Source organism: Pedobacter sp. R20-19 (assembly GCF_000708265.2).
In the GTDB taxonomy this organism is placed as follows: domain Bacteria; phylum Bacteroidota; class Bacteroidia; order Sphingobacteriales; family Sphingobacteriaceae; genus Pedobacter.
The window spans coordinates 1-23,829 of record NZ_JCKI01000011.1 but is presented as its reverse complement, the minus strand read 5'-3'; the positions used below and the strand labels follow the sequence as shown (position 1 = coordinate 23,829).

At 38.5% G+C, this 23,829-nt stretch carries 21 protein-coding genes and 5 tRNA genes; 18 read left to right on the top strand and 8 right to left on the bottom strand.

All coding sequences use genetic code 11. The annotated features are described in order from the left end of the window. The first annotated feature begins 25 nt into the window (after nt 1-25). The 3 genes from AN34_RS21170 (at nt 26) to AN34_RS21160 (ending at nt 836) form a co-directional block, all read left to right on the top strand. The gene (locus AN34_RS21170; RefSeq protein ID WP_029289065.1) at nt 26-514 is read left to right on the top strand and encodes a regulatory protein RecX; all 489 of its coding nucleotides are present in this window, start codon (nt 26-28) and stop codon (nt 512-514) included. Between the two features lie 93 nt (nt 515-607). Beyond that, a tRNA-Gly gene (locus AN34_RS21165) sits at nt 608-680 on the top strand. A 72-nt stretch (nt 681-752) separates the two neighbouring features. Further along, nucleotides 753-836 (top strand) — tRNA-Leu (locus AN34_RS21160). A 281-nt stretch (nt 837-1,117) separates the two neighbouring features. Here the strand turns inward: AN34_RS21160 and AN34_RS21155 are convergent. Together AN34_RS21155 and AN34_RS21150 are read right to left on the bottom strand one after the other, a co-directional pair. Beyond that, a complete protein-coding gene (locus tag AN34_RS21155) occupies nt 1,118-1,393 on the bottom strand; it encodes a hypothetical protein (RefSeq protein WP_029289063.1) in 276 nt (91 codons plus the stop codon). Continuing rightward, on the bottom strand, nt 1,393-2,085 hold the full coding sequence (locus AN34_RS21150) for a hypothetical protein (RefSeq protein WP_029289060.1): 693 nt from the start codon (nt 2,083-2,085) through the stop codon (nt 1,393-1,395). Before AN34_RS21150 ends, AN34_RS21155 begins: the two co-directional genes overlap by 1 nt. A 375-nt stretch (nt 2,086-2,460) precedes the next feature. Here AN34_RS21150 and AN34_RS21145 point away from each other — a divergent pair, with 375 nt between their 5' ends. From AN34_RS21145 to AN34_RS21120, 6 genes are all read left to right on the top strand, one after another. Next, entirely contained in the window at nt 2,461-3,033 is a 573-nt protein-coding gene (locus tag AN34_RS21145; protein WP_231625599.1) for a class I SAM-dependent methyltransferase, read from the top strand. A 726-nt stretch (nt 3,034-3,759) separates the two neighbouring features. Further along, entirely contained in the window at nt 3,760-4,437 is a 678-nt protein-coding gene (locus AN34_RS21140) for a hypothetical protein (RefSeq protein ID WP_051666779.1), read from the top strand. A gap of 24 nt (nt 4,438-4,461) precedes the next feature. Beyond that, nucleotides 4,462-5,685, top strand: coding sequence for a DNA cytosine methyltransferase (locus AN34_RS21135; RefSeq protein WP_029289056.1), 1,224 nt, complete (start codon nt 4,462-4,464; stop codon nt 5,683-5,685). A 2-nt stretch (nt 5,686-5,687) separates the two neighbouring features. Beyond that, entirely contained in the window at nt 5,688-8,303 is a 2,616-nt protein-coding gene (locus AN34_RS21130; protein WP_029289054.1) for an ATP-binding protein, read from the top strand. Further along, nucleotides 8,303-9,028, top strand: a complete 726-nt coding sequence (locus AN34_RS21125; RefSeq protein ID WP_029289052.1) for a hypothetical protein — start codon at nt 8,303-8,305, stop codon at nt 9,026-9,028. Before AN34_RS21130 ends, AN34_RS21125 begins: the two co-directional genes overlap by 1 nt. Further along, nucleotides 9,028-9,687: a hypothetical protein gene (locus AN34_RS21120; RefSeq protein ID WP_029289049.1), complete on the top strand. Its 660-nt coding sequence runs from the start codon at nt 9,028-9,030 to the stop codon at nt 9,685-9,687. The genes AN34_RS21125 and AN34_RS21120 overlap by 1 nt, the downstream gene beginning before the upstream one ends. Before the next feature lie 532 nt (nt 9,688-10,219). Here the strand turns inward: AN34_RS21120 and AN34_RS21115 are convergent. Next, nucleotides 10,220-11,551, bottom strand: coding sequence for a Gfo/Idh/MocA family protein (locus AN34_RS21115; RefSeq protein WP_029289047.1), 1,332 nt, complete (start codon nt 11,549-11,551; stop codon nt 10,220-10,222). A gap of 556 nt (nt 11,552-12,107) precedes the next feature. On the opposite strand from AN34_RS21115, the gene AN34_RS21750 reads away from it, so the two are divergent. The 4 genes from AN34_RS21750 to AN34_RS21100 all read left to right on the top strand — a co-directional run bounded on the left by AN34_RS21750 (nt 12,108) and on the right by AN34_RS21100 (nt 13,549). Further along, nucleotides 12,108-12,182: transfer RNA gene (locus AN34_RS21750), tRNA-Ser, on the top strand. 368 nt (nt 12,183-12,550) lie between these two features. Further along, the gene (locus AN34_RS21110; RefSeq protein ID WP_029289044.1) at nt 12,551-13,150 is read left to right on the top strand and encodes a hypothetical protein; all 600 of its coding nucleotides are present in this window, start codon (nt 12,551-12,553) and stop codon (nt 13,148-13,150) included. 170 nt (nt 13,151-13,320) lie between these two features. Next, nucleotides 13,321-13,393 (top strand) — tRNA-Gly (locus AN34_RS21105). Nucleotides 13,394-13,465: 72 nt separating this feature from the next. Further along, a tRNA-Leu gene (locus AN34_RS21100) sits at nt 13,466-13,549 on the top strand. 138 nt (nt 13,550-13,687) lie between these two features. Here AN34_RS21100 and AN34_RS21095 read toward each other — a convergent pair. From AN34_RS21095 to AN34_RS21080, 4 genes are all read right to left on the bottom strand, one after another. Continuing rightward, nucleotides 13,688-14,653 (bottom strand): tetratricopeptide repeat protein, encoded by a 966-nt coding sequence (locus AN34_RS21095; RefSeq protein ID WP_051666778.1) that lies wholly within the window; start codon nt 14,651-14,653, stop codon nt 13,688-13,690. Nucleotides 14,654-14,734: 81 nt separating this feature from the next. After that, a complete protein-coding gene (locus AN34_RS21090) occupies nt 14,735-15,043 on the bottom strand; it encodes a GNAT family N-acetyltransferase (protein WP_029289040.1) in 309 nt (102 codons plus the stop codon). Nucleotides 15,044-15,063: 20 nt separating this feature from the next. Beyond that, nucleotides 15,064-15,336, bottom strand: coding sequence for a hypothetical protein (locus AN34_RS21085; RefSeq protein ID WP_029289038.1), 273 nt, complete (start codon nt 15,334-15,336; stop codon nt 15,064-15,066). A gap of 127 nt (nt 15,337-15,463) precedes the next feature. Continuing rightward, nucleotides 15,464-15,718 (bottom strand): hypothetical protein, encoded by a 255-nt coding sequence (locus AN34_RS21080; RefSeq protein WP_029289036.1) that lies wholly within the window; start codon nt 15,716-15,718, stop codon nt 15,464-15,466. A gap of 210 nt (nt 15,719-15,928) precedes the next feature. Between AN34_RS21080 and AN34_RS21075 the strand changes: the two genes are divergently transcribed. The 5 genes from AN34_RS21075 to AN34_RS21055 all read left to right on the top strand — a co-directional run bounded on the left by AN34_RS21075 (nt 15,929) and on the right by AN34_RS21055 (nt 23,278). Further along, nucleotides 15,929-16,351 (top strand): SRPBCC family protein, encoded by a 423-nt coding sequence (locus AN34_RS21075; RefSeq protein WP_369818104.1) that lies wholly within the window; start codon nt 15,929-15,931, stop codon nt 16,349-16,351. A gap of 168 nt (nt 16,352-16,519) precedes the next feature. Beyond that, the gene (locus AN34_RS21070; protein ID WP_029289031.1) at nt 16,520-17,911 is read left to right on the top strand and encodes a TolC family protein; all 1,392 of its coding nucleotides are present in this window, start codon (nt 16,520-16,522) and stop codon (nt 17,909-17,911) included. 12 nt (nt 17,912-17,923) lie between these two features. Continuing rightward, a complete protein-coding gene (locus AN34_RS21065; protein ID WP_029289029.1) occupies nt 17,924-21,208 on the top strand; it encodes an efflux RND transporter permease subunit in 3,285 nt (1,094 codons plus the stop codon). Between the two features lie 12 nt (nt 21,209-21,220). Beyond that, nucleotides 21,221-22,312, top strand: a complete 1,092-nt coding sequence (locus tag AN34_RS21060; RefSeq protein ID WP_029289027.1) for an efflux RND transporter periplasmic adaptor subunit — start codon at nt 21,221-21,223, stop codon at nt 22,310-22,312. A gap of 24 nt (nt 22,313-22,336) precedes the next feature. Then, entirely contained in the window at nt 22,337-23,278 is a 942-nt protein-coding gene (locus AN34_RS21055; RefSeq protein WP_051666777.1) for an AraC family transcriptional regulator, read from the top strand. On the opposite strand, the gene AN34_RS21050 is transcribed toward AN34_RS21055, so the two are convergent. Further along, complete coding sequence (locus AN34_RS21050) at nt 23,265-23,609, bottom strand: 2OG-Fe(II) oxygenase (protein ID WP_082468488.1); 345 nt, start codon at nt 23,607-23,609, stop codon at nt 23,265-23,267. The two genes, AN34_RS21055 and AN34_RS21050, sit on opposite strands and share 14 nt — an antisense overlap. Between the last annotated feature and the right edge of the window lie 220 nt (nt 23,610-23,829).

Sequence of the window (23,829 nt, the reverse complement as noted above, 5' to 3'; positions counted from 1 at the left end):
TTTTTGCGAATTTCATCAATTAATTATGAAAAGCGGCAAACAAGAGACAGCAATATTAGACAAAAAACAGGCACTAGCCAAAGCAGAAAGTTTTTGTGTTTACCAGGAACGCTCTCAAAAAGAAGTCCGGTATAAATTGGTAGAATGGGGCATCCGTGGCGATGACCTGGAAGAGATTTTATCAGAGCTCATTGTAAATAATTTTTTGAACGAAGAACGGTTTGCCAAGTCATATGCATCAGGAAAATTTAACATTAAGAAATGGGGACGGGTAAAAATTAAACAAGGTTTAAAGTTGAAAGGCGTTCCCGATAAAATTTTACAAAAGGCGCTATATAGTTTAGATGACGATGATTATATGCAAACACTGGAAAATTTAGCTATAAAAAAATCGAATACTTTAACCGAATCTAACCCTTTAAAAAGAAAAATGAAGCTTACCACCTATCTACAAGGGCGTGGATTTGAAATTGATTTAATTTTACTTGCACTGAAAGCCAGCAATTTAAACTAAATATTAAATTTTTAATAAAAAATCCCTTGACAGAAATATAAATCTGTCTATATTTGCATCACCAAAACGAAACAGCATATCAGTTTTGTTCATGCGAAAGTAGCTCAGTTGGTAGAGCACGACCTTGCCAAGGTCGGGGTCGCGAGTTCGAATCTCGTCTTTCGCTCTAAATGCCTTCTTACCAGGAGGCATTTATTTTAAAAGGTTAACCTACCGAAGGATTTCGGAACAGGCTAATGCTCGGGTGGTGGAACTGGTAGACACGCAGGACTTAAAATCCTGTGCTTTCAAAGGCGTGCGGGTTCGATTCCCGCCCCGAGTACTTCAAAAAAAAATCGAAATAAAAGCCATCAGAAATGATGGCTTTTTCTATTTGGGTTCGACTCTGGCTCCGGGTACCAAGCCGTAGTTAGTTTTAATTTTAGTGTTAACTATGCTTTTTTATGCAGTAAGGTGTTGTTAATCCAATAGATGAGTAGCGCTGCTAGGTTGACTTTTTCAGTTCGACCTTTGGGGAAAGAACAGTTGTAAAGGAATTGACACCATTATGCGGATAAGAGCTAGTGAACCGCAAACATTTACGATGGGTGTCAATTTCATGCACTATGTTTTTTTTAAAAATTTTATCCAAATGAAATTAAATCCCCAAATGAACACCAATAACACCAGCATATCTAATAGAAAATTACTGGTATTGAAGCCGATATGGGCCAATCCAATATCAGAGGGATCTATTTTGCCTTCTGTATATTTGTTAAACGTTAAAGGAAAACCAATTAAACTAAAACCGTCAGATTCGGCTTCAAATGTTGAGTAAATAAGAGTTATTACGATAAAAACCGCAATAGCTAATAAAGTGGGTTTTGTATATATACTCATCAACCTAGATTTAATCTGCCTAATTTATAATTTTCAATAATGATGTTCATCTGTTCGGGAGTAATTGTTGTAGAGGTTCTATCATTTAAATATACCCCACCACCTCCGTACATGATATTCGTCTTATTCTTGATCATTTTTTGAATATTCCACTGTTCCCTCATGCTTTTTATCCATACCCAAGGTTCGTCTACATGGTAGAGACCTAATGAATGTCCGAACTCATGAGGAATCGTATTTTTATCCAAGCCTTTAATAATTGATGGTATAAAAGTCTCTTTCAGATAGATTTCCGTTCCGCCAATCTTGTTTACTTTCCCATATAATCCGATTAGCTTATTGGCATCTCTTACATCTACTAAATGCTCATTTCCAAGCTTTTGATTGATATGATATATGATCCTTTGATGAAGTTTTATATGTACCTGTACATGCTTAACAACAGGACGCACATATTTTTTAGTAGGAAGATAATCTAAACCATTCTTTATATTGCCGGTAGTGTAACAGAGTTTGTCGTAACTTATTTCGTAGGTACTTTTTAATTGTTTTTCTATAGCTTTTCCAAGATCGGTCAAATTGATTTTTTTTGAGGTTGTAGAATCGCATAGTGACATATATAAATCAAGCAATACGTCGATAGTCATCCCGTATTCATTTACGATAATGGTCCATCCACCTTTTTGCTCCATTTTATTAATCGATTAAGTTTAATCAAAACAATTATCGTGCCTTTAGAATATTTTTACAACTTTAAATTACAGCATTTTAGATGGATAATTGCAATTATAAATAGGTGAAAAGATTAAAAATTATGGTTCCCTCAAAGTGCTGTTTTTTGTTTGAAACCCCTCGGGTTAGGTTAGCCTATAAGTTTTATAACAGTAGTATCAGCTATATTTTAAGCAGATTTAGGTAGTGAAAAAGTCTCACGAAATAGCTCATATTAAAAACTAAAATGAAAGCTATTTCATGAGACAAGTTTGTTGTCCTTTAGTATCTGTTATCTTTGCCCTGTTATGAAAAAGCAGCACCTATAGGAGACCTTCGGAAACCTAGACATTTATTTGTTTGATCAGCTACTCAAAGGCACTTACAACGATTGTCGCGTTATCCTGGATGCAGGTTGCGGCACCGGCAGAAATCTTACTTATTTCCTGCAAAGCGGGGCTCAGGTTTTCGGGGTCGATCAGAATCCGGAAGCAATTGCGCAACTGAGAAGCCTTGCCGGGGCATTTGGACAGGTGATTTCAGAAGATAACTTCCAGGTGGCTGCAGTGGAAAAATTGCCGTTTAAAAAGGAAAGCTTCGATCTGGTGATCAGCAGTGCTGTCTTACATTTTGCAGCAGATCAAAATCATTTTGAAGCCATGCTGAATTCCATGTGGGCGGTGCTTAAGCCCGGAGGCTATTTTTTCTGCCGGCTGGCTTCTGATATCGGGATTGAGTCTTTAATTAGCTTCCTCGGAAATGGCAGGTACCTGCTTCCTGATGGTTCGGAGCGCTTCCTGGTGAATCAGGAAATGTTGCTCCGGTTAAGCAATGAACTGGGTGGAGAACTTTATGAACCCATCAAAACGACCAATGTCCAGAACCTCAGAAGTATGACAACCTGGTGTTTGCGTAAAGCGAACTATTGAACCTGTTGCTCATCTAGCGCAAGCGTCCCGCTTGTACTGTAAAAGGGCTTAAAAAATTCAGTTACCCGCTGTTCGTGATTTTAGCTTAGCGAATCCTCAATTAAAGGCCTGCTATGATTTGGAATTAAATTATCGAAACCGTAACAAATGCGTAAAAGGATAAATTTTACTGTCTAAAAACGCCACATTAAATTTCATTTATAATTTGCAAAAGCATATAGTAAAATTATAATAGAGTAGATGAGCTAGAAGACTTAGAATCTTTGACTTCAGCCATGCTCTAAAATAACTACGCCTTTTTACCAATTATCTTCAATCTAATCAAATAAGAACTTACATGTCAGACTAAATTTGGGTACATCGAAAATAGTGGTATCCATTGATAATGTTCAATTATCTCTTGTTGGTAGCAGAAAATTCACAGCTCTATAATTTAGGGATATCGAATCATTTTTTTTGATAATTGAATCAATTAGTCTGTTAATATTTGATTCGAGCCTATACGCGAATTGGGCTACGGTCGTCAAGACGATGGTTCAAAATCCACAGTGCTCATCATCATTTAAACTTTTCTTAGTTGGCCTATCGCAAACCGATGTAAAAAATGACCTTGCGGACCTTTAAGGACATGAACCGTTTTGATTTTAAAGCTGGACAATCCGTAATTACAGTTAAACATTAATAAGACAACTTAAACCAATGTGCGCCGGTTGGTGTTATCTGTAGATGGAAAAGGAAATTAGTGGCACTGAAATCAAGTTATTCCAACAATGGCTGTTGGCTTGGTTTGAGGGAAACCGTCGCTTTTTTGCCTGGCGCGAAGCCCACTTAAGCAATTACCAGTTAATTATTTCCGAGGTGCTTTTACAGCGGACTAAAGCGGAAACGGTTGCCGGGTTTTATGAACGGTTTATATTAACATACCCCAGCTGGCATAGTATTGCTGCCGCAAATGTCGAAGAACTGGCTCTGGTGCTAAAACCAGTTGGTTTATATAATCAGCGTGCCAAGCGCCTAAGCGCGTTAGCGAAACACATGATCGAAATCAATGGCGAAATCCCTGAGGAAAGGGAATTGCTTAACAAAATCCCGTTCATGGGCCAATATATTGCTAATGCCGTAGAATTGTTAATTCACAAACGCCAGAAGCCCTTAATTGATGTCAATATGGCAAGGGTACTGGAACGGTATTTTGGACCACGCGAGAAAGCTGATATTAGGTATGATCGCTATTTGCAAGCCCTAGCGCATCAGGTTGTAAAACACAAAAATTCTAAAGAAATTAGCTGGGCAATTCTGGATTTCGCCGCGATAGTATGCCAAGCAAGAAAACCTAAGTGTTCATTATGCTCATTATCAGTTACTTGTAAATTTTTTAATAATTATAATATTCCCTATATTTAGTTGCTTAGCCGTATTATATTTTATATGCCTCAAAACTCTAAATACTACATCGATTTATTTGCCGGGTGTGGTGGACTGTCTCTAGGTTTACGTAATGCTGGTTGGAAAGGATTGTTCGCGATTGAAAAAAATAAGGATGCTTTTGGCACGCTCAAACACAACCTCATTGACAAGAAAAATCATTTTGATTGGCCAGCATGGCTTGATCCTACGAACCACGAAATTGACACGGTCTTAAATAGCCACAAAGCGGAATTAATCAACCTTCGTGGCCAGATTGACTTAATTGCAGGTGGGCCACCATGTCAGGGTTTTTCTACGGCGGGGATGCGTAACGAGGATGATGTTAGGAACGGCCTAATCAGGTCGTACTTAAAGTTCATTATGTATGTTAAACCTAAAATGATTTTGTTCGAAAACGTTAAAGGTTTTACGTTGAAATTCGAGAAAAATAAATCTAAAGGAAAAGTTTATTCTGAATATGTAGTAAAAATTCTAAGTAGGTTGGGTTACGAGGTAGAAGGTAAAATGCTAGACTTTTCAAAATTCGGGGTGCCTCAAAAACGTACAAGGTTTATCTTAGTGGGAATACGCAAAGATGTTGCTCAAGAGTCGAACATTAAAGCAAAACAATTTTACCAACTGATGCGCAGGAACAAGGTAGCTTTCTTCCAAGAAAGAAACCTCCCGCAAAACCCGACGCTGGGCCATGCGATCTCTGATTTACTTAAATCAAATGGCTTAACACAAACACCCGATAGGAAAGGCTTTACAAGTGGACTTTACAAAACCCCTCAAACGCGCTACCAGGAGTACCTAAGAATAGGGAACACTAATCTTATACCTCATAGCCACAGTTTTGCAAGGCATAGCCCCAAAATTGTACAAAGGCTTACCTATTTTTTAGCAAGCCATGCCTCAAATAAGAAAATAAACAAGGCGACAAAGGATCAGTTAAACATAAGTAAGCATTCAATTTTTCCCCTTGGGAAGAATTTTCCTACCCCAACCTTGACTACACTGCCCGATGATTATATACATTACCAAGAACCCAGAATTTTAACGGTGAGAGAATATGCCCGGATACAGTCTTTCCCCGACTGGTACGAGTTTACAGGAAAGTATACGACTGGTGGGAAATTGAGGAAGATAGATGTGCCGCGGTATACTCAAATTGGCAACGCTATACCGCCTCTTTTCGGGGAGCAAAGTGGCGAAGTTTTAAAGAGGTTATTATATAGAGACTAGGTTTGGGAGAAGAATTATCATTTTCAATAAAAACGGGTTTAAAAAACATTATCGGTAAAGATCTTATTACCGATGAATATATTGCTGTATTTGAACTGGTAAAGAATTCTTACGACGCACATGCTCAACATGTAACTATCGTTTTCGAGGACAACAGGATCATTATCGCTGATGACGGCAAGGGCATGTCAAAACCCGACTTGGAAAATAAATGGTTCGCTGTTGCATATTCGGCCAAGAAGGACGGTAGCGAAGATCACGATGACGATGAAATCGAAGACGACACGAGCAATGATAATGATGATAGCCGGGAATCGTACCGGGATAAAATCAAAGCAAAAAGATTTTACGCCGGTGCGAAAGGGATCGGGAGATTCTCATGCGATAGGCTTGGGAAAAACCTCGTTCTAAAAACGCGGGCAAAAGAGTCTGGAATTATTAGCCGAGTTGACATCAACTGGTTGAAATTTGAACAAGACGCCAAACAAGATTTTAGCAAAATAAAGGTTCCTTATAAAAGCTACCCAGCCATAGGCAGCGATGTTACATTTCCCGAAAATGCGCAGAATGGCACCATACTGGAAATTTCTGGCTTACCGTATCCCTGGGAACGCGATAAAATAAAGAACTTAAAGCACTCCCTTGAAAAGTTGATAAACCCCTTTTCCGAGACAAAAACGTTTACGATAGAAATTGTATGCGAGAAATACAAGGAAATGGACAAGTCCAAACTTGATGAAAAAAACAAGCCTATATTAGAGCGCGATATAATTAACGGGCCTGTTAAAAATTCGATTCTTGATATTTTAAACTTAAAAACCACTCAAATTGACATTGATTTCGGGGATGATATCATAGAAACAAAGCTAATTGACCGCGGCACACAGGTTTATTATATAAAAGAGCCGAATCATTTCGCCCCACTCCTGAACAACTTAAAGATCAACCTTTATTTCCTCAATAGAAGTGCAAAAACTAATTTCACAAGGCTAATGGGGATTGAACCGATTAATTACGGCTCGGTGTTCTTGTTTAAAAATGGCTTTAGAGTACAACCTTACGGTAATACTGGCGATGATAGTTGGGGCTTAGATTTTAGGGCCCAACAAGGTTATAACCGTTTCTTAAGTTCACGCGAGCTTTTTGGGAGGGTAGATATTATAACAGAAGAATTCGAGCAATTTAAGGAAGTATCCAGCAGGGATGGAGGTTTAGTTGACACCTGGGGCTCTTCACGACTACAAGAAGCATTTAAAGAGATTGGTCTAAAAAGATTAGAACGCTACGTGGTAGGTGTACTTTGGGGCGAAGCATTTTTAAAGAAAAAATATTTTAATTCTGATAGCGAAGGCAAGAGACTTCGTGATAATTTATTGGCAACCGATAAGGATTCTGAAGATTACTCGAAGGCCAAAGCTAATTTAGGTAGCAAGATCGACTTTATCCAGCTTATGAAAGGCCTAGCGGATAACAAGGAAATACAAATTATCGAATACGATAAAAACCTTGTTGACTTGGTCAATGAAAATCTTGAAGAAGTTCAACCAAAATTCATTAAAGATTTAGAAAAAATAGCCGAATCTACAGGTGATGAAGATCTAAAGGAAAAAATCTTCTTGACGGAACAAAATTACCGGAAGTTATTAGCTGATAAAGAGGCCGCTGAAAAAAAGGCACACGAAGAGGAGGAAAAAAGAAAGGCTGCAGAAGAGCATGCGCGTAAAGAGGAAGAAAAGCGAAAAAAAGCTGAAGAGAGAGCACAACGGGAAGAACAAAAGCGTCGCGAGGCAGAATTAGCGACAGAGCGTAAAGAAAAGGAACGTTATAAAGCACAGTTTGAGAGACTTTTAGCTGAGCAAAAGGCAAAGGAAGAACAGGAAAAAAGGGAGCGGGAAGAAGAAAAAAACAAGGACCTAAACGAAAAGCTATCGCTTGAGAAACAGAAGAACAACTATTTAAGCGCTACCAGAAAAACATTAAGCGGTGATGATGCAGAGCAGCTAGTTCATTCTATTGATCTATATGTCGGCAATGCATCGTCACATTTCGAAGAACTATTCAACCGCATAGATTCATTTGACAAGAAAACCAGGGAAGACCTATATTTTATTAAAAGTAACTTGGATAGGGCTCTAAAGGTTTCGGCGATTATTATCAAATCAAATTTTGATTATAAAAGTGCCAAGCATAAAGTTGAACTGTCGCAGTATATCGAGGAATATGTTAAAGACTCCGCCCTGTCGAGGAAGCTTCCTGTTGAAATCAACAACCATACTAAACATACCACTTTGATAAGCACGATTGATATTGATATTATTATTGACAACCTGGTTTCTAACTCTATTAAAGCAGGGGCAACGAAAATATTGGTCAACTTATCCAGCGATAACAATAAACTGGTTATGGATTATTATGATAGCGGAAAAGGCCTGCCGGATATATTTTTAAGGAACCCGGATGCTATATACAATCTAGGAACAAGGGAATCTGATGAGAAGGGGTCGGGTATTGGTATGTATGATATCCATACCAGAATGGTCGCGCTAAAAGGGTCTATTTCTATACTTGGCAATAACCTAAAGCTTAAAGGTGCCGGCTTTCAATTAATCTTTAAATAATGAATAATAAAGTGAAAGTTTGCTTCTTAGTATTTGACGACGACTCCAACCAGGAAACAATCATCAAAACCAAGATTGTTGACCGTTTAAAAGAGTACGATGTTACTTATTGGTTGGTTGATCCCTCGGAGTTTGTTGACTTAGACACCAGTACTTTCAAAAAGCAAGAATTTTTAGATCATGTTTTTGAGAAAACCAAGGGCTTCGGCATCAGCGTAGTCGCATCAGATTGTAATTTAATTAAAATAGACGATTTCAAGGTACAAGGAATAGATATTGTTTCAATTCTTTTGTCTGAAAAACGGAAGCCGTATAACGCGCCATTTATTCTTTACTCCGGTAAAATCGAGGAATCCTCTAAGCACTTGCTGGAAAAAATCCAAACCCAGGTGGCAGAAAATATGAAGTCTGGGCAATATGATATTAACTCCATTGAAATCCTTAAGCACCTAATGAGCGCAAGAATTGTTTTTAGTGGTAGAACTGAAGACTCCTACACTGATGCTATTATCAAGATAATTAAATCGGAGGTCGATGTCAAGGATATCCTGGTAAGTTCATTCCAGAAATTTGGAAAAACCACATTGAAGACAGGGAACTCCATTTACGACGGTAAGACGCTGGATGCGATAGTCCAGTTGATAGAGGCAAACGATATGAATAGTCAAAGATTTATCCAAGAATTTACCGAGTTAGCTATTGCTCACTATACTGAAATCAATTAATGAATGACAATTATTCCCATATAATTTGCATTCACCCCGACGACACGAGCACTTCTTTCCTTTCAGTAATCGGCGCGGAAATTGACAAGCATTATTCCACTATCCCGGCAAACCAAGCGAGTCACGCTGCGCTTATTGATACAATTGCGGGATATCAGGGAACTGCGTTAATTATTTTTTTAGGACATGGCTCTCATGGCAGCCTTTTTGGTAGCTGTGATTCTCCAAGTGGTGGGAAAGCTATCTTTCTAACCCTTGACTCTACTAGAAAGCTTTTCAATGGCCACGATGTTTTACTAGTGTCCTGTAATTCGGCAGATTTCCTTAACAAACAAAATTCCTTTAAGAATGCAATTGGATTTGGTAATATAATTAGCTCAAAGGACGAGGCAAACAGTGAAGCCGAATTTATCACCGGTGTTTACCGCGACATTGACACACCAGATATTGATATTTTCAATGAGTGTTTCGCGGCCAGTGTAGCTCAAGCAATAAAGCTATTAGTAAACGGCACAATCCTTTTTCCGGAATTGTACACCTATCTCCTATACTTCCTCAATCAAAAAATAAATAAAATATTGCTTGATAAAAGCATCGAAAAAAGGATTAGTATAGCGGAGCTTTTGTTCGAGACAAGGGCCGAAATGAAACTTTTCTGACTATCTGTCCCTTGTAGTAAACCCTTCGAGTGTTATCTCAAGCTACCTGCTTTTCGAGTTCTGTCCCAAGTTCCAATATCTTTTTAACAAGTCTGGTTTTTATTAAATCTTATGTAGATAAGTTTCCATTTAGCGATCTGTATAAAGGGTACAAATAAATTAGGTTATATTGTATTAAAAGGGCATAACAAGGATTGCATTCTACGTAGATGTTGTTCTTGATAAAAACCGTAACAAATACGTAAAGGAGCAAAATTTTGAGGTTTAAAAAATAGTTCGTAAATTGATTCTGTAAGTCAGAAAAGCACATTTTGCCTCATATAAGGACGGTTAGGCTAGAAGACTCATAATCCTTTACTTCATCTATTTCATTCAAAATAGCTAACATCTCATGTTTCTGTCTCATTTAGCGGTATAAGAGCAATTTCAACTAAATCTTCCCTAAACTAGTTCGACCTTAGTACGTTTGGAGTACTTAAGGAAACAACTTTAATAGGTTGTTTCCTTTTTTTATAGCAATAAGTTAGTCAGATCAAACTTTGGGTAAGCTGTAACCGTTGTGATAAGGGGCCAACAGGTATTTATCGTTGATCTGTTTATCTGTAAACTGATGTTTGGCATGGTCCCATGATAATTTTTGTCCGCTTCTGAAGGCAAGATTTCCCATTTGGGCAACGGTAGCTACATGCGCCGCATCCTGTATAGAGCAGTTCAGTTCTTCTTTTTTTCTGGATCTCACCACACTAAAGAAATTGACCATATGATTGTTCAGTCCATTATCTGATGATTTAACAAAGGGTTTGCTCACTTTATTCCCACTTTGCTTTTCTTCAATAACTTCCCAGCCCTGCCTGTTGAGGATCAGCGTGCCGTTGTTACCAATATAGGCAATCCCATGGTCGCGGTTATAAGAGCCGTTATCGATGCCCATAGCAGAATCCCATACCATATTGAACTTGTCAAACTCATATAAGGTAGTCAGCGTATCAGGAGTTTCTTCATACAGATCAGGATAAGCAAAGCGGCCACCTAATGCAGATATCGTTTTGGGTACAGGAGAATTCATACCCAGCAAGCCATAATCCAATAAATGCACGCCCCAGTCGGTCATTAACCCACCGGCATAATCCCAGAACCAGCGGAAATTGAAGTGATATCTGCTCGCATTGAATGCTCTTTTATTCGCCGGACCAAGCCACATGGCATAATCAACGCCTGCAGGCGGTAAGGTATCCGGTACTACCGGAGCAGGTTTCATCCAGCCCTGGTAACACCATACTTTCACCGTTCTGATATTTCCCAGCTGGCCGCTCTTTACAAAATCAACAGCATCTTTAAAATGTTGCTGACTGCGCTGCCATTGACCCGCCTGTACAACCTTATTGTATTTTTCCTGCGCTTTAACCATGGTACTGCATTCAACAATAGAGTTGCCAACCGGCTTTTCAACATATACATCTTTACCAGCCTGTACGGCATGAATCATCATCAAGGCATGCCAATGATCAGGTGTCCCGATAATTACGGCATCAACATCTTTATTATCGAGTAGCGCACGATAATCTTTATATCTTTTTACTTTTGCAGCGTCAACATTCATCGACTTTAATTCGGCCATCCTTTCATCAAGCACATTGGCATCACTGTCACACAGGGCGATCAGGTTTACGCCCGGTACTTTGAGGGCCGCTTTGAGGTCAGACCATCCCATGCCTTTGATTCCTATTACACCAATATTGATTTGGTCGTTTGCGCCAATAGTCTTATTAAAAAGAGCATAGGCAGGATTGTCTAAAGCAGAAAGCATGGCAGTGGTTCCCACTGCGGTTGCAGCGTAGTTGAGGAATTTTCTACGGTTTAGCATTTATATTTGGTTTAAGGTTCATACTGAAAAGTAAATTACAAAATAATTAGTAGAGCATCCAAGATATATCGTTAAAATCAATAAGAATGTTACCCACATTGGTGTCCTTTATAGAGCGTGATCCCATCCTGTTATTCCCACTTTTGTTTATCCCCGTTGTAAAAAACAAAGTCGCCCAGTTTACCAGGAAAACTGATCATTCCATTTAATGTTGCCATAATAATTGAGTATATTAGCGTAAGCAAAGGAATGATCAATTGAATATAGCATTTCCCCCGCTCTTTGTCAAAAATTGACTTCTTTACCCCGCCTCCACCCCACGTTTACCCCACATCTACCCCACCTTTAACCCACTCATGCTTAGCTTTTGCTTCGTATATGATAGCATATTGTTTTATGCGCTATTTGAGATCAGGTTTATTTTTGGTAACAAGATAAGATGATAGTTTACATGATACAGTCATGAAGGGAACTCCCCTCCTAATTTAGGAGGTGCAGGGGTGGTTAACCATTTTGCAGCAGTTTTCAAATTGACTAAATCATAATCTTCCGAACAACTGAGGTGAGACACCAACCAGTAGGTTAATACTGTGCTTTCAAAGGTGTGCGGGTTCGATTCCCGCCCCCAGTACTTCAAAAAAAACCGAGATTAAAGCCTTCATGAAAATCAGGGCTTTTTCAGTTTAAGCCAGAAAGATCATATTCAAATTTGCGCAGAAAAGAATTAAAATTTATCTTAGAAGCAGTCTAAAATTATAATTTAATCAACTAACGAAATTTCCAAAGCCAGTGCGCTGAAGAATTTCGTCAGTTTTGATGATAATACCACAAACTTTCGAAGTATTTCCCCCAACAATGGCCACCAAAACTTCGCAAGTTGATCCTTATTTATGAAATTTAGACAGTTTCTTCGAAAAGAATAAATTATATTTCAGGTATAGAATGAAAGATGGCTGATCTATTCTGCCATAATTGATCAGAAATAAACGATTCATAAAAATGAAAAACATAAGCTTATTGATGCTGATTGGTTTGTTTAGTATATCCTTATCTGCATCTGCACAAGAAAATCGTTCAGATACTTTATACACAGACTTAGATCATGATTTGATTAAAGATTTGATTAGTATTGATCGACAAAACTCAGTGATCATCTGCAAACTCTCCACGCAGAAATTCAAATCAATCCGAAGCCAGGAACTGGAACTCGACCCCTCCTCATCTGGTATCCGAAAAACAAAGAGCGGCTTTGAGTATTATAATAACTGGATGCGTGCCGGTTATACCTGCCAGTTTAGGTACAATCCAAAGGAAAAGCAGGTGCAATTAATTGGGATGAGCCGGTATGAATTTGGATCAGCCAGCAATGATGGCAGCGGAGAATCAAGTGTTAACCTTTTAACCCATGATTATATTGGTAACTGGAATTACTTTGATAATAATAAAATGAAATTAATTCCAATCCCTTCCATCAAGAAAAAAATGATCTTCCCTGCGGTGTATTTATCAAAATATACGGAGAAAACATTTTATAAATATCAGGATTGGTGTGCGCAGTTATTTGAAAAAGCGAAAGCACAAATGGTTAAAAAAGGATAGACAGATTACACTAGATTAATTATTCATCTGAATATTTTTCCTAAAACGAGCTGCCCTGCGGAAACATCTTCATTAAGGAATCTAAAATAATTTTTAAATTAGTTTTGCATCTGATATTTATATTCCTATATTTGCAACCCCAAAGGGAATACAGCGATTGTATTCATGATGCGAAAGTAGCTCAGTTGGTAGAGCACGACCTTGCCAAGGTCGGGGTCGCGAGTTCGAATCTCGTCTTTCGCTCTAAATGCCTTCTAACCAGGAGGCATTTATTTTAAAAGGTTAACTTACCGAAGGATTTCGGAACAGGCTAATGCTCGGGTGGTGGAACTGGTAGACACGCAGGACTTAAAATCCTGTGCTTTCAAAGGCGTGCGGGTTCGATTCCCGCCCCGAGTACTTCAAAAAAAATCGAAATGAAAGCCTTGATGAAAATCAGGGCTTTTGTCTTGCAAAGAGTTTTTCCTCGAAATTATTATTTTAAGAATATCGCATATTTTGGTCTATAAAATCCTATCTACATACAATAGAATTCCACTACGATTCCAACTTTACATTTTCTTTTAGAAACTCAAAATATTTTCCATCGCTGTCTTCGAAAATCTCTTCACCCTCCAACATATAGGCACGCAATAAAAACTCTTTGGCTTCGTCAAATGTTCCCGCTTCAAAATGCAATTGCCCTGTTCTCAATAAAATAAATGGATTTTTTAAGGCGATTTCTTCAATGTTATCCATAGCGTTGTTAAAGTGAAATCTGGCTTCATCATATTTTTTCTGCATGAAATAAGCATCACCGATAGAAGATTCCAGCCACAAACTTTCGGCAAAAGTATGCTGAGGTTTGGGAATCAGATCCAGCGCCCTTTTCCAGACAAGAATCGCGTTCTCATAGGCCTCATCTTCAAAATACACATTCCCTTCTTCGCTCAATGATTCGATCTGTACGGACAATTCTTCTGATAATCCAATTACTTTTTCTTTTGAAGATAATGATAAACGCTGCGATGTTTCCTTATCAAACAATCTTTGTATCTCTTCCAGATCGGTTACTTTCCCCTTTGCAATTTCCAAATACAAATCCGGATATTCACTAAAATCCCTCTTACCTGCTCCGTAATGCACAGCTTCTTTAAATGCTGCTATGGCCAACTCTGATTCTTTCAAATACAGAAAAGTTTCGCCAAGCAGGATGAAAGGTATAGTTTCGTAAATTTTATAACCGCTGGTTTTTAAATCGTGGATCCAGGCTTCTAAAATAACTTTCGCTTCCTGGTTTTTCCCGGCCTGGTTTAACATCCCAGCTAGATCACATAAAATTAAGTAAGAACAGGAAGTATTAAATTTGGATTCAGGGAGCAATTCCCAGGCCTTGGTTATTTTTACTAATGCCTGATCAATCTGATTTTCATCGAGAAATGCCAGGGCTTCATCCCGTAAATCGAATACTTCATTTTCTAATGATGTGGGCAAGGCCTGTGCCATTCGGATTTCATTATTCATCTAATAATCAGTTTAATAAAATTAAAACGAATGATGGATTTATAAATTATACCTTAATTTCACATCATTAAATAATGTAAGTTAAAACTCCGGCTTAACCGCTTTATTCCAGATGTCTGCATATTCATCCGGATGACGCTTAAACTGCGCAGCAACGTAAGTACATAATGGAATTACCTTCAATTGATTAGAACGGGAATAATCTGCCATGGCCTCCAGCAGCATTTTAGCATAGCCCTTTCCTTCCTGATCCTCATCTACTTCCGTATGGTATACCTTCAAATTGCCATCCAGAACCTCCACAATCATTTCACCAATTTTCTGATCCTGATCAAACAGGTTGAATGCCGCAGGCTCAGCCCCATCATTTTGAAATTTAACTTCTGCCATAATATACCTTATAAAACAATTTATTTTTCTTCAGTATCTGTATCGGTTTGCCCCTCTTCATAACGGTCTTCCCCACTTTCATCTTCATGAACAATTAAAGAATTTGGTGCTGCACCTGCCGGATTGCTACCCGTCCCGGTCGTAACTGGCGTACTAAGCAGATCATTGTGATCAGATACATCTTCTGTCTTGTCCATATCTGTATTACCTAATGCCTGCTGATTTAACTGCTCCTGATTTTTTCGTTCGTTGATTTCATCCAATGGAGATGAATTTGAATCTTGATTACTCATATGTTTTTCTTTGATTATAGAAACAACAATGCGCAAATGTGAATGTTTCAACAAATAGCAAACGAAAAATAAATCGCTTTAAAACAAAAAAGCAGTATCGGCATTCGATACTGCTTTTTTAAATCATTTAGCTGTAAATGATTTGGTAATTAACATTTACACGTTTAGGATAATTGCTTTCCTTTTCATTTAAAGATACAAAGGCTGCATTATCATGAACCTTTGCCTTTAATGCATGTTCGTAATGAAACTGAATAATTTTTTCGTAATCCTTTTCTGTATGCATGGTATTTTCTGCTAACAGATTCCGATCATTCAGATCTTCTGGCAATAAAGTGATGTCGCAATTTCCATCACTTATTTCTTTTACTAGATACTTCATTTTTGTTTAAATGTTGGTTTCCGCGCTCTAAACTATCTTTTGCGAAAGCACCAAAAATATGTTAAGTCTGCGTGTTGCATGTAATCTGAAAGTTAATTTTCAATTATTTGTGCCGCAATCATCTTTTTTTAATTTGCAAGATTTATACTTGAAACTATTTTAGTTCAAATTGCCGAAAGTTAAATATCTTTATTTAACAAATTAGTTTACATGATGGATCATATGCAATCAATTACCATTAATGCAATAGTGAATGCACCTGTAGAAAAAGTATGGGCATTCTGGATACAGCCACAACACATTATCAAATGGACCTTTGCATCAGATGACTGGCATGTCCCTTACGCTGAAAATGATTTGAAGGTAAATGGAAAGTTCAAAACAACCATGGCCGCAAAAGATGGCAGTATGCAATTCGATTTTGAAGGAATTTACAGCATAGTGAATGAGAACAAACTGATTGCCTACGAATTAGCCGATGGGCGGCAGGTGAAGATTACCTTTGAAGAAAATGACGGACAAACGCAATTGACAGAAACTTTTGATCCTGAAGATCAGCATCCAATCGAAATGCAAAAAGTAGGCTGGCAATCCATTTTAAACAACTTTAAAAAATATACTGAAGAAAATTAGATTTAAGCGGTTTGATCTCATCATGAGATTAGCCACCCCTGTTAATTCTTTTATTTCCCGTTACTTATGTAACATTTCAATTATTATTTGATTCGCATAATTTTTGATTTGAACTAAATAATTAGATATTGCATCCTTAATTTACATTTGCGGTGTAAATTATACAATATGTTTCGCACACCTTTATCTTATTTTGTCGTTTCATCCCTTATCTTTTTTTCATTAAGTGCAAAGTCTCAAACATTAAGCCTAAAGGAAGCCGTAAATACAGCTTTAAATAACTATGGTACAATTAAGGCGAAGGAGAATTATGCGAGTGCATCAAAATCTTCTATCCAGCAGGCTAAGCGGGAATACCTTCCAAATTTTAGCTTAAGTGCGCAGCAGGATTATGGAACCATTAATGGTCAAAATGGCCCTCAATATGGCTTTGGTGGTTTAGGCGCGGCATCATCTGGTCCTGCGCTTGATCAACAAAACTGGAATGCTGCCTTTGGTGCCCTGTATTTAGCCAACATCAACTGGGATTTTTTCACTTTTGGCAGGGTTAGCGCACGGATCAAAATTGCCAATGCAACCTATCAAAGGGATAAAAACGACCTGGAGCAGGAAAAATTTCAGCAGGAAATCCGGGTTTCAGCTGCTTATTTAAATCTGCTGGCTGCAAAGCGGTTAACCCGATCACAACAAAAGAATTTAGACCGGGCTGTTATCTTCAAAAACACGGCAGTAATCAGGGCTAAAAATGGTTTAATTGCTGGTGTAGATTCTTCCTTTGCCAATGCAGAGGTATCAAGCGCCAGGATAGCATTAACAAAAGCCAGAGATGTAGAGCAAGAGCAAGCCAACAAACTTGGTGTGCTTATGGGCCTGAATGCAGTATCCTATGAAGTAGATACCGCTTCGATTACCCGCATCCCATCCAATTTAATGAGCGATACCACCATTAAAAGTTCACATCCGGTATTAAGATTTTACCAAAACCGGATAGATGTCAGCAATCAGCAGGTAAATTATTATCGAAGGTTGTATTACCCAACCTTTTCTTTGTTCGGTGTAACCCAAACCCGGGGCTCTGGTTTTAGTTCTAATTATTTGTTAAACCAAAATGCTTATACCACCAGTTATATTGATGGCATAAAACCAACACGTGAAAACTATTTGATTGGAATAGGTGTGACATGGAATATCAGTTCGCTTCTTAAAAACCATCCGCAGGTTAGGGCTCAGTCCTTCATTAGTCAGGGTTTAAAAGAAGAATATGAAATGGCCGACCAACAATTGAGGGCGCAATTGCTACTGGCCGAGGCAAAACTAAAAAATGCCCTGGAAAATTACAAAGAGGCTCCCATACAAGTTAAGGCCGCATCTGATGCCTATTTACAAAAAAGCACTTTGTATAAAAACGGGCTAACTACGTTGGTTGATTTAACACAATCACTGTTCACTTTAAACAGAGCGGAAACCGATCGTGATATTGCCTATACGAATGTTTGGCAAGCCTTATTGTTAAAATCGGCAGCGTTGGGCAATTACGACATATTTATTAACGAATTTTAATCAACACCACCAATGAATCTTATACGTTTTGCCTTACGTAAACCCATCTCCATATTGGTTTTAGTTGCGGGCTTATTCTTTTTCGGAATCGGGGCCATTACCCAGATTAAGGTTGATATTCTGCCGCAAATGAATTTGCCTGTAATTTATATTGCCCATCCATTTGGGGGTTATACACCTACTCAAATGGAATCTTATTTTGGCAAGCAATACATTAACATTCTGTTGTTTGCAAATGGTGTAAAAAGCATCGAAACCAAAAATACACAGGGTTTAATGCTGATGAAACTAACTTATTACGAAGGTACCAATATGGCTCAGGCCGCTTCCGAATTAAGTGCATTATCCAACCGTGCACAAGCAATTTTTCCGCCAGGATCTCAACCGCCTTTTATTATCCGTTTCGATGCTTCATCACTACCGGTTGGTCAGCTGGTTTTGAGCAGCCCCATTCGTTCTAATAATGAATTGCAGGATTTAGCCAATACTTATGTTAGATCCTCCTTCTCTGCCATACCAGGGCTTTTATCGCCGGCACCATTTGGCGGTAGTCCAAGAACCATTGAAATTAATGTTGATCCTACCCTGTTGCGTTCGCATAATTTAACGGTTGATCAGATTGTAGAAGCCATTAGATTGAATAATCAGACTGCACCTTCTGGAAATGTTCGGATTGGTGATAAAAACTACATCACACCAACCAATTACACCATTAAAAAAATCAAAGATTTTGAGAACATTCCCTTGTTTAAAGGCGGCGTTCAAAATCTTCAGCTTCGCGATGTAGCCACTGTAAAAGATGGTGCCGACTTAACCGCAGGCTATGCATTGATTAATGGGAAGCGATCAGTGTATTTAAGTATTGCAAAATCAGGCGATGCATCTACCTGGGATGTGGTTAAAAACTTAAAGAAAAACCTTCCGGCGATACAAAATACCTTACCAGAAGATGTTAAATTATCTTATGAATTTGACCAGTCTGTTTATGTAATTAACGCTGTTAAGAGTCTGGTGAGTGAAGGTGCTATTGGTGCCATTTTAACCGGATTAATGGTTTTGCTTTTCCTAGGGGATAAAAGAGCCGCATTAATTGTGATCCTCACCATCCCCACTTCCATTATTGCGGGCGTTTTATTCCTGAAATTATTCGGACAAACCATCAACATCATGTCATTGAGCGGTTTAGCCTTGGCTATTGGTATTCTGGTGGATGAATCTACGGTAACGATTGAGAACATACACCAGCATTTCGACATGGGTAAACCGAAAGCACTTGCCATCTGGGATGCCTGTAAGGAGATTGCCTTTCCGAAACTATTGATTTTACTGTGTATTCTGGCCGTGTTTGCACCAGCTTTTACCATGACTGGAATTCCAGGTGCATTGTTTCTGCCCCTGGCATTAGCCATAGGCTTCTCCATGGTGGTATCATTTTTATTATCTCAAACATTTGTACCCATTATGGCCAACTGGCTGATGGTTGCACATCCTAAAAAAGGAGCGGCACATCATCCGGGCATCACACAGGATGAAGCCGATTTCGAAGCTACCGGAATTCCGATAGAAAGCGAAGGAGACACTTTAAATCAGAAGAAAATGCTGGTTGAAAGGGAAGATTTTGGTGGGGATGGAAAAATCAGCTTCTTTGATAAATTCCGGAACCGTTTTATGCGCTTTCTGGATCGCATTCTGCCACACCGGAAAATTGTAGTGATACTTTATCTCGTCGTAATTATTGGTTCTGCGGCATTACTTTTAATGAATATTGGCCGCGATGTATTGCCAAAAGTAAACTCCAGTCAATTTCAATTAAGACTTAGGGCACCCGATGGAACCCGTTTGGAGAGAACAGAAGAAAAGGCAAACATTGTTTTGGCTGAACTTAGAAAAATGGTTGGAGAAGAACATGTATCCATATCATCCGTTTACGTTGGGCAACACCCTGCCCTGTTTTCTGTAAACCCCATCTATTTGTTTATGGCTGGTCCGCATGAAGCCGTTTTCCAGGTGAGTTTAAAAGATTACGAAGCTGACATGGATGATTTCAAAGATCAGCTAAGGGCTAAAATTAAAGAGAAATTGCCAAATGTAAAATTATCATTCGAGCCAATTGAACTCACCGATAAAGTATTAAGTCAGGGCTCCCCAACGCCTGTAGAGGTTCGTATTGCGGGTAAAAACAAAAAACAGAATGAACTTTACGCCAATAAAATTCTGGCTGAATTAAAAGAAATTCCCTACATGCGGGATGTACAGTTGGCGCAACCTATTAAATATCCTTCATTAAATATTGATATTGATAGAACCAGAGCAGCACAAGTGGGGGTAGATATGGCTGATATCTCCAGATCATTGATTGCTTCTACATCCTCATCACGCTATACAGATAAAAATGTTTGGCTGGATGAAAAAATCGGATTGCCTTATAATGTACAGGTTCAGGTTCCGCTTAATCAAATGAACAGCAAGGATGATATTGGTGAAATCCCATTGTTGAAAAATACAGCAAGACCGGTTTTGAGTGATGTGGCTACCATCACACCGGATACCACTTATGGAGAAAACGACAATATCGGTGCCATGCCTTACTTATCCGTTACGGCTAACCTTTACCATACTGATTTAGGCACAGCCACAAAAGATGTGAATAAAGCAATTGTAACGCTTGGCGAATTACCAAGAGGCCTGAACATTTCTGCCATTGGTTTAGGAAAGGTATTAACAGAAACTTTAGACAGTTTACAATCAGGCTTATTGGTAGCCATTGTGGTTATATTTTTAATGCTGGCCGCAAATTTCCAGTCGTTTAAAGTTCCTTTGGTTATTTTAGCAACCGTTCCGGCGGTTATTTTAGGTGCTTTGCTGTTGCTTACCTTAACCGGCTCAACACTTAATTTACAATCATACATGGGGATTATTATGTCGGTTGGCGTATCAATTGCCAATGCCGTTTTACTCATTACCAATGCAGAGCATTTGCGAAAACACAACGGAAATGCTTTACAATCGGCCAGAGAAGCCGCAGCATTACGCTTACGCCCAATTATCATGACGAGTGTGGCGATGATTGTAGGGATGATGCCTATGGCCATTGGTCATGGCGAAGGTGGCGGACAGGTTTCGCCATTAGGAAGAGCGGTTATTGGCGGATTATTGGCTTCTACATTCGCCGTTTTGATTATTTTACCGCTGGTATTTGCCTGGGTACAAGGCAAGGAAACCACCGATTCCATGTCTTTAGATCCGGAAGATGAAGAAAGCGTTCACTACATTAAAGATTTAGCAGAAAACGAATAAATTACCACCATCATGAATATAAAAACATTATATACATTCTTAGGATTAGCCTTTATTACCGCTATTTATGGCTGTGGAAATGCAGATAGTAAGGCTGAAAAGAAAAAAGAAAAGCCTTTAACCATTGCAACTTTCGAATTAAAAAAGGAAAAACTTTCTACCCAATTGCGTTTACCCGGAGAATTGATTGCCCTGCAACAGGTTGATCTTTATGCAAAAGTAAGCAGCTTTGTTAAATCGTTGAAGGTTGATATAGGATCGGAAGTAAGCAAGGGCCAGTTACTCATGACTTTAGAAGCACCAGAAATGGCTTCTCAACTGGCCGCATCACAATCCAGAATTAAAGCACAAGAGGCCATTTATACCGCCAGCAAGGCAAACTATAATCGTTTATACGAAACCAGCAAAACGCCGGGAACCATTTCAACAAACGATTTAGATCAGGCCTTGGCCAGAAAAAATTCAGATCTGGCACAATTGGAAGCTGCCAAAGCAGCGTATAAAGAAGTGGGTTCCGTACAAGATTATTTAACCATTAGGGCTCCATTTAGTGGTATTATCTCAGCAAGAAATGTAAATTTAGGGGCCTATGTTGGTCCATCAGGTAAAGGCTCAGACTTACCTTTATTTACCCTTCAGGATCAGAAAAACCTGAGGTTAGCCATTTCCATACCTGAAGTTTATACGGGTTATTTAAAGGCAGGCGATGAAGTGAGTTTTACCGTTAAATCTATACCCAACCAAACTTTTAAAGCAAAGGTTAAACGTCTTTCGGGCGCTTTGGATTTACGTTTGAGATCCGAACGCATTGAAATGGATGTTCCAAATGCCAATAAAACGTTATTACCTGGAATGGTAGCAGAAGTAAACATTCCATTACCCGCCAATGCAGGTACTTTTGTAGTGGCTAAAAAAGCATTGCTTGATACTAGTGAAGGCTTATTTGTACTTAAAGTTGTGGATGGAAAGGCTGTTAAAGTGTCGGTGAAGAAAGGAAGGGAAACTGATAATCAAGTGGAGTTATTCGGAAACCTGGAAGAGGGCGACAAATTAGTTGCAGAACCAACCGAAGAAATGCATGAAGGAATGCCAATTAAATCTTAAATTTGATTTCATAACTGCTTTAATATGCTGGCCAAAAATCAGGAAATTAACACCATCAATAAGAAGGAAACGCTCGAGGATTTTTATAATAAGTTAAAAATTACCCGCCCTGAAATTCCTACCCCTAGCCTGAGAATGATTGATGACATTGGCCACTTCAATGTTTTTAATCGTGCCGTGGTTTGCACCAACATGCCATCAGCTTTTAGCAGACGAGATTTTTATAAAATTTCGTTGATTATTGGCAATGGTATATTGCATTATCCTGATGCACAGATAGAAATCAAAGGGAGAGCCTTATTGTTTACCAACCCCAATATTCCATACTCTTGGGAAAGTACCTCGTTAAAACCTGCAGGATATTTTTGCCTTTTCACGGAAAACTTTATCCATAGCCGAAATGAAAGCTTACGCGATTCTTTAATGTGGCGGATAAATGATAACCCTGTCATTCATGTTGATGAAGCACAGGAACAAACATTAGTAGGTATTTTCTCTGGCATGATGAAAGAAATGGATGGAGACTATGTACATAAATATGATCTGCTGCGCAATTACGTACATTTACTGGTGCATGAAGCCTTAAAAATAAAGCCACAAGGCAGCATCTTCAAGCAAAATAATGCTTCAGTAAGGTTAACTTCTTTATTCATGGAGTTACTGGAAAGGCAGTTCCCAATTGGCTCTACTGAACATGTACTCGAACTAAAAACAGCACATGATTTTGCCATGAGATTATCTGTTCATGTAAATCACCTTAATCATACTGTGAAAGAAGTAACAGGTAAAACCACCTCAGAACATATTGCGAAAAGAATAACCACCGAGGCCATTGCACTTTTGAGAAATACCGAATGGAATATTTCTGAAATTGCCTATTGCCTTGGCTTCGAGTACCCGGCAAATTTCAATATCTTTTTTAAGCGTCAGCTACAATGTACACCTAAGGCTTTCAGGACAAGTTAATTTTTAGCCAGCCAGTTATGCTCATTCGCTGTTTATGAGTAACCAAAACCTCATGAAGTAAATCAGAACTTCTGAAAAACACACTCTTACCACTATCCGGAGAGATGTTTTGCGGTGTTTCATTCTGGTAAATACAAAGTTCTCCACCATCTTCGGTTTTCCAATCGGCATTTAAATACATGATCATAGAATACTGTCTGCTGCCATTATTTTGGAACTGATCAATATGTTTTGCATAGTAAGTGCCTGGTTCATAAAGGGTATAATGAAATTCATAACCTGTAATACCAGTATAACAAGTTTGATTGAGATACAGGACGAATTTATCCATCAGATCAAAAAAATCATTTTCGTACTGGTTGTTATGAGAACGATCTAGCCAATGAATGACCCCGAAGCAGAGCTATCGGGGTATCGCATAATTTAAAGACTCAAGCTCAACTGATTTCTATTCAACATCTTGTAAGATGATTTATCCTCTCCCTGATTTTGAATATATTTCATAATAACTGTTTCATTTGCATATTGCCCAACAGTATTGACATAATAAC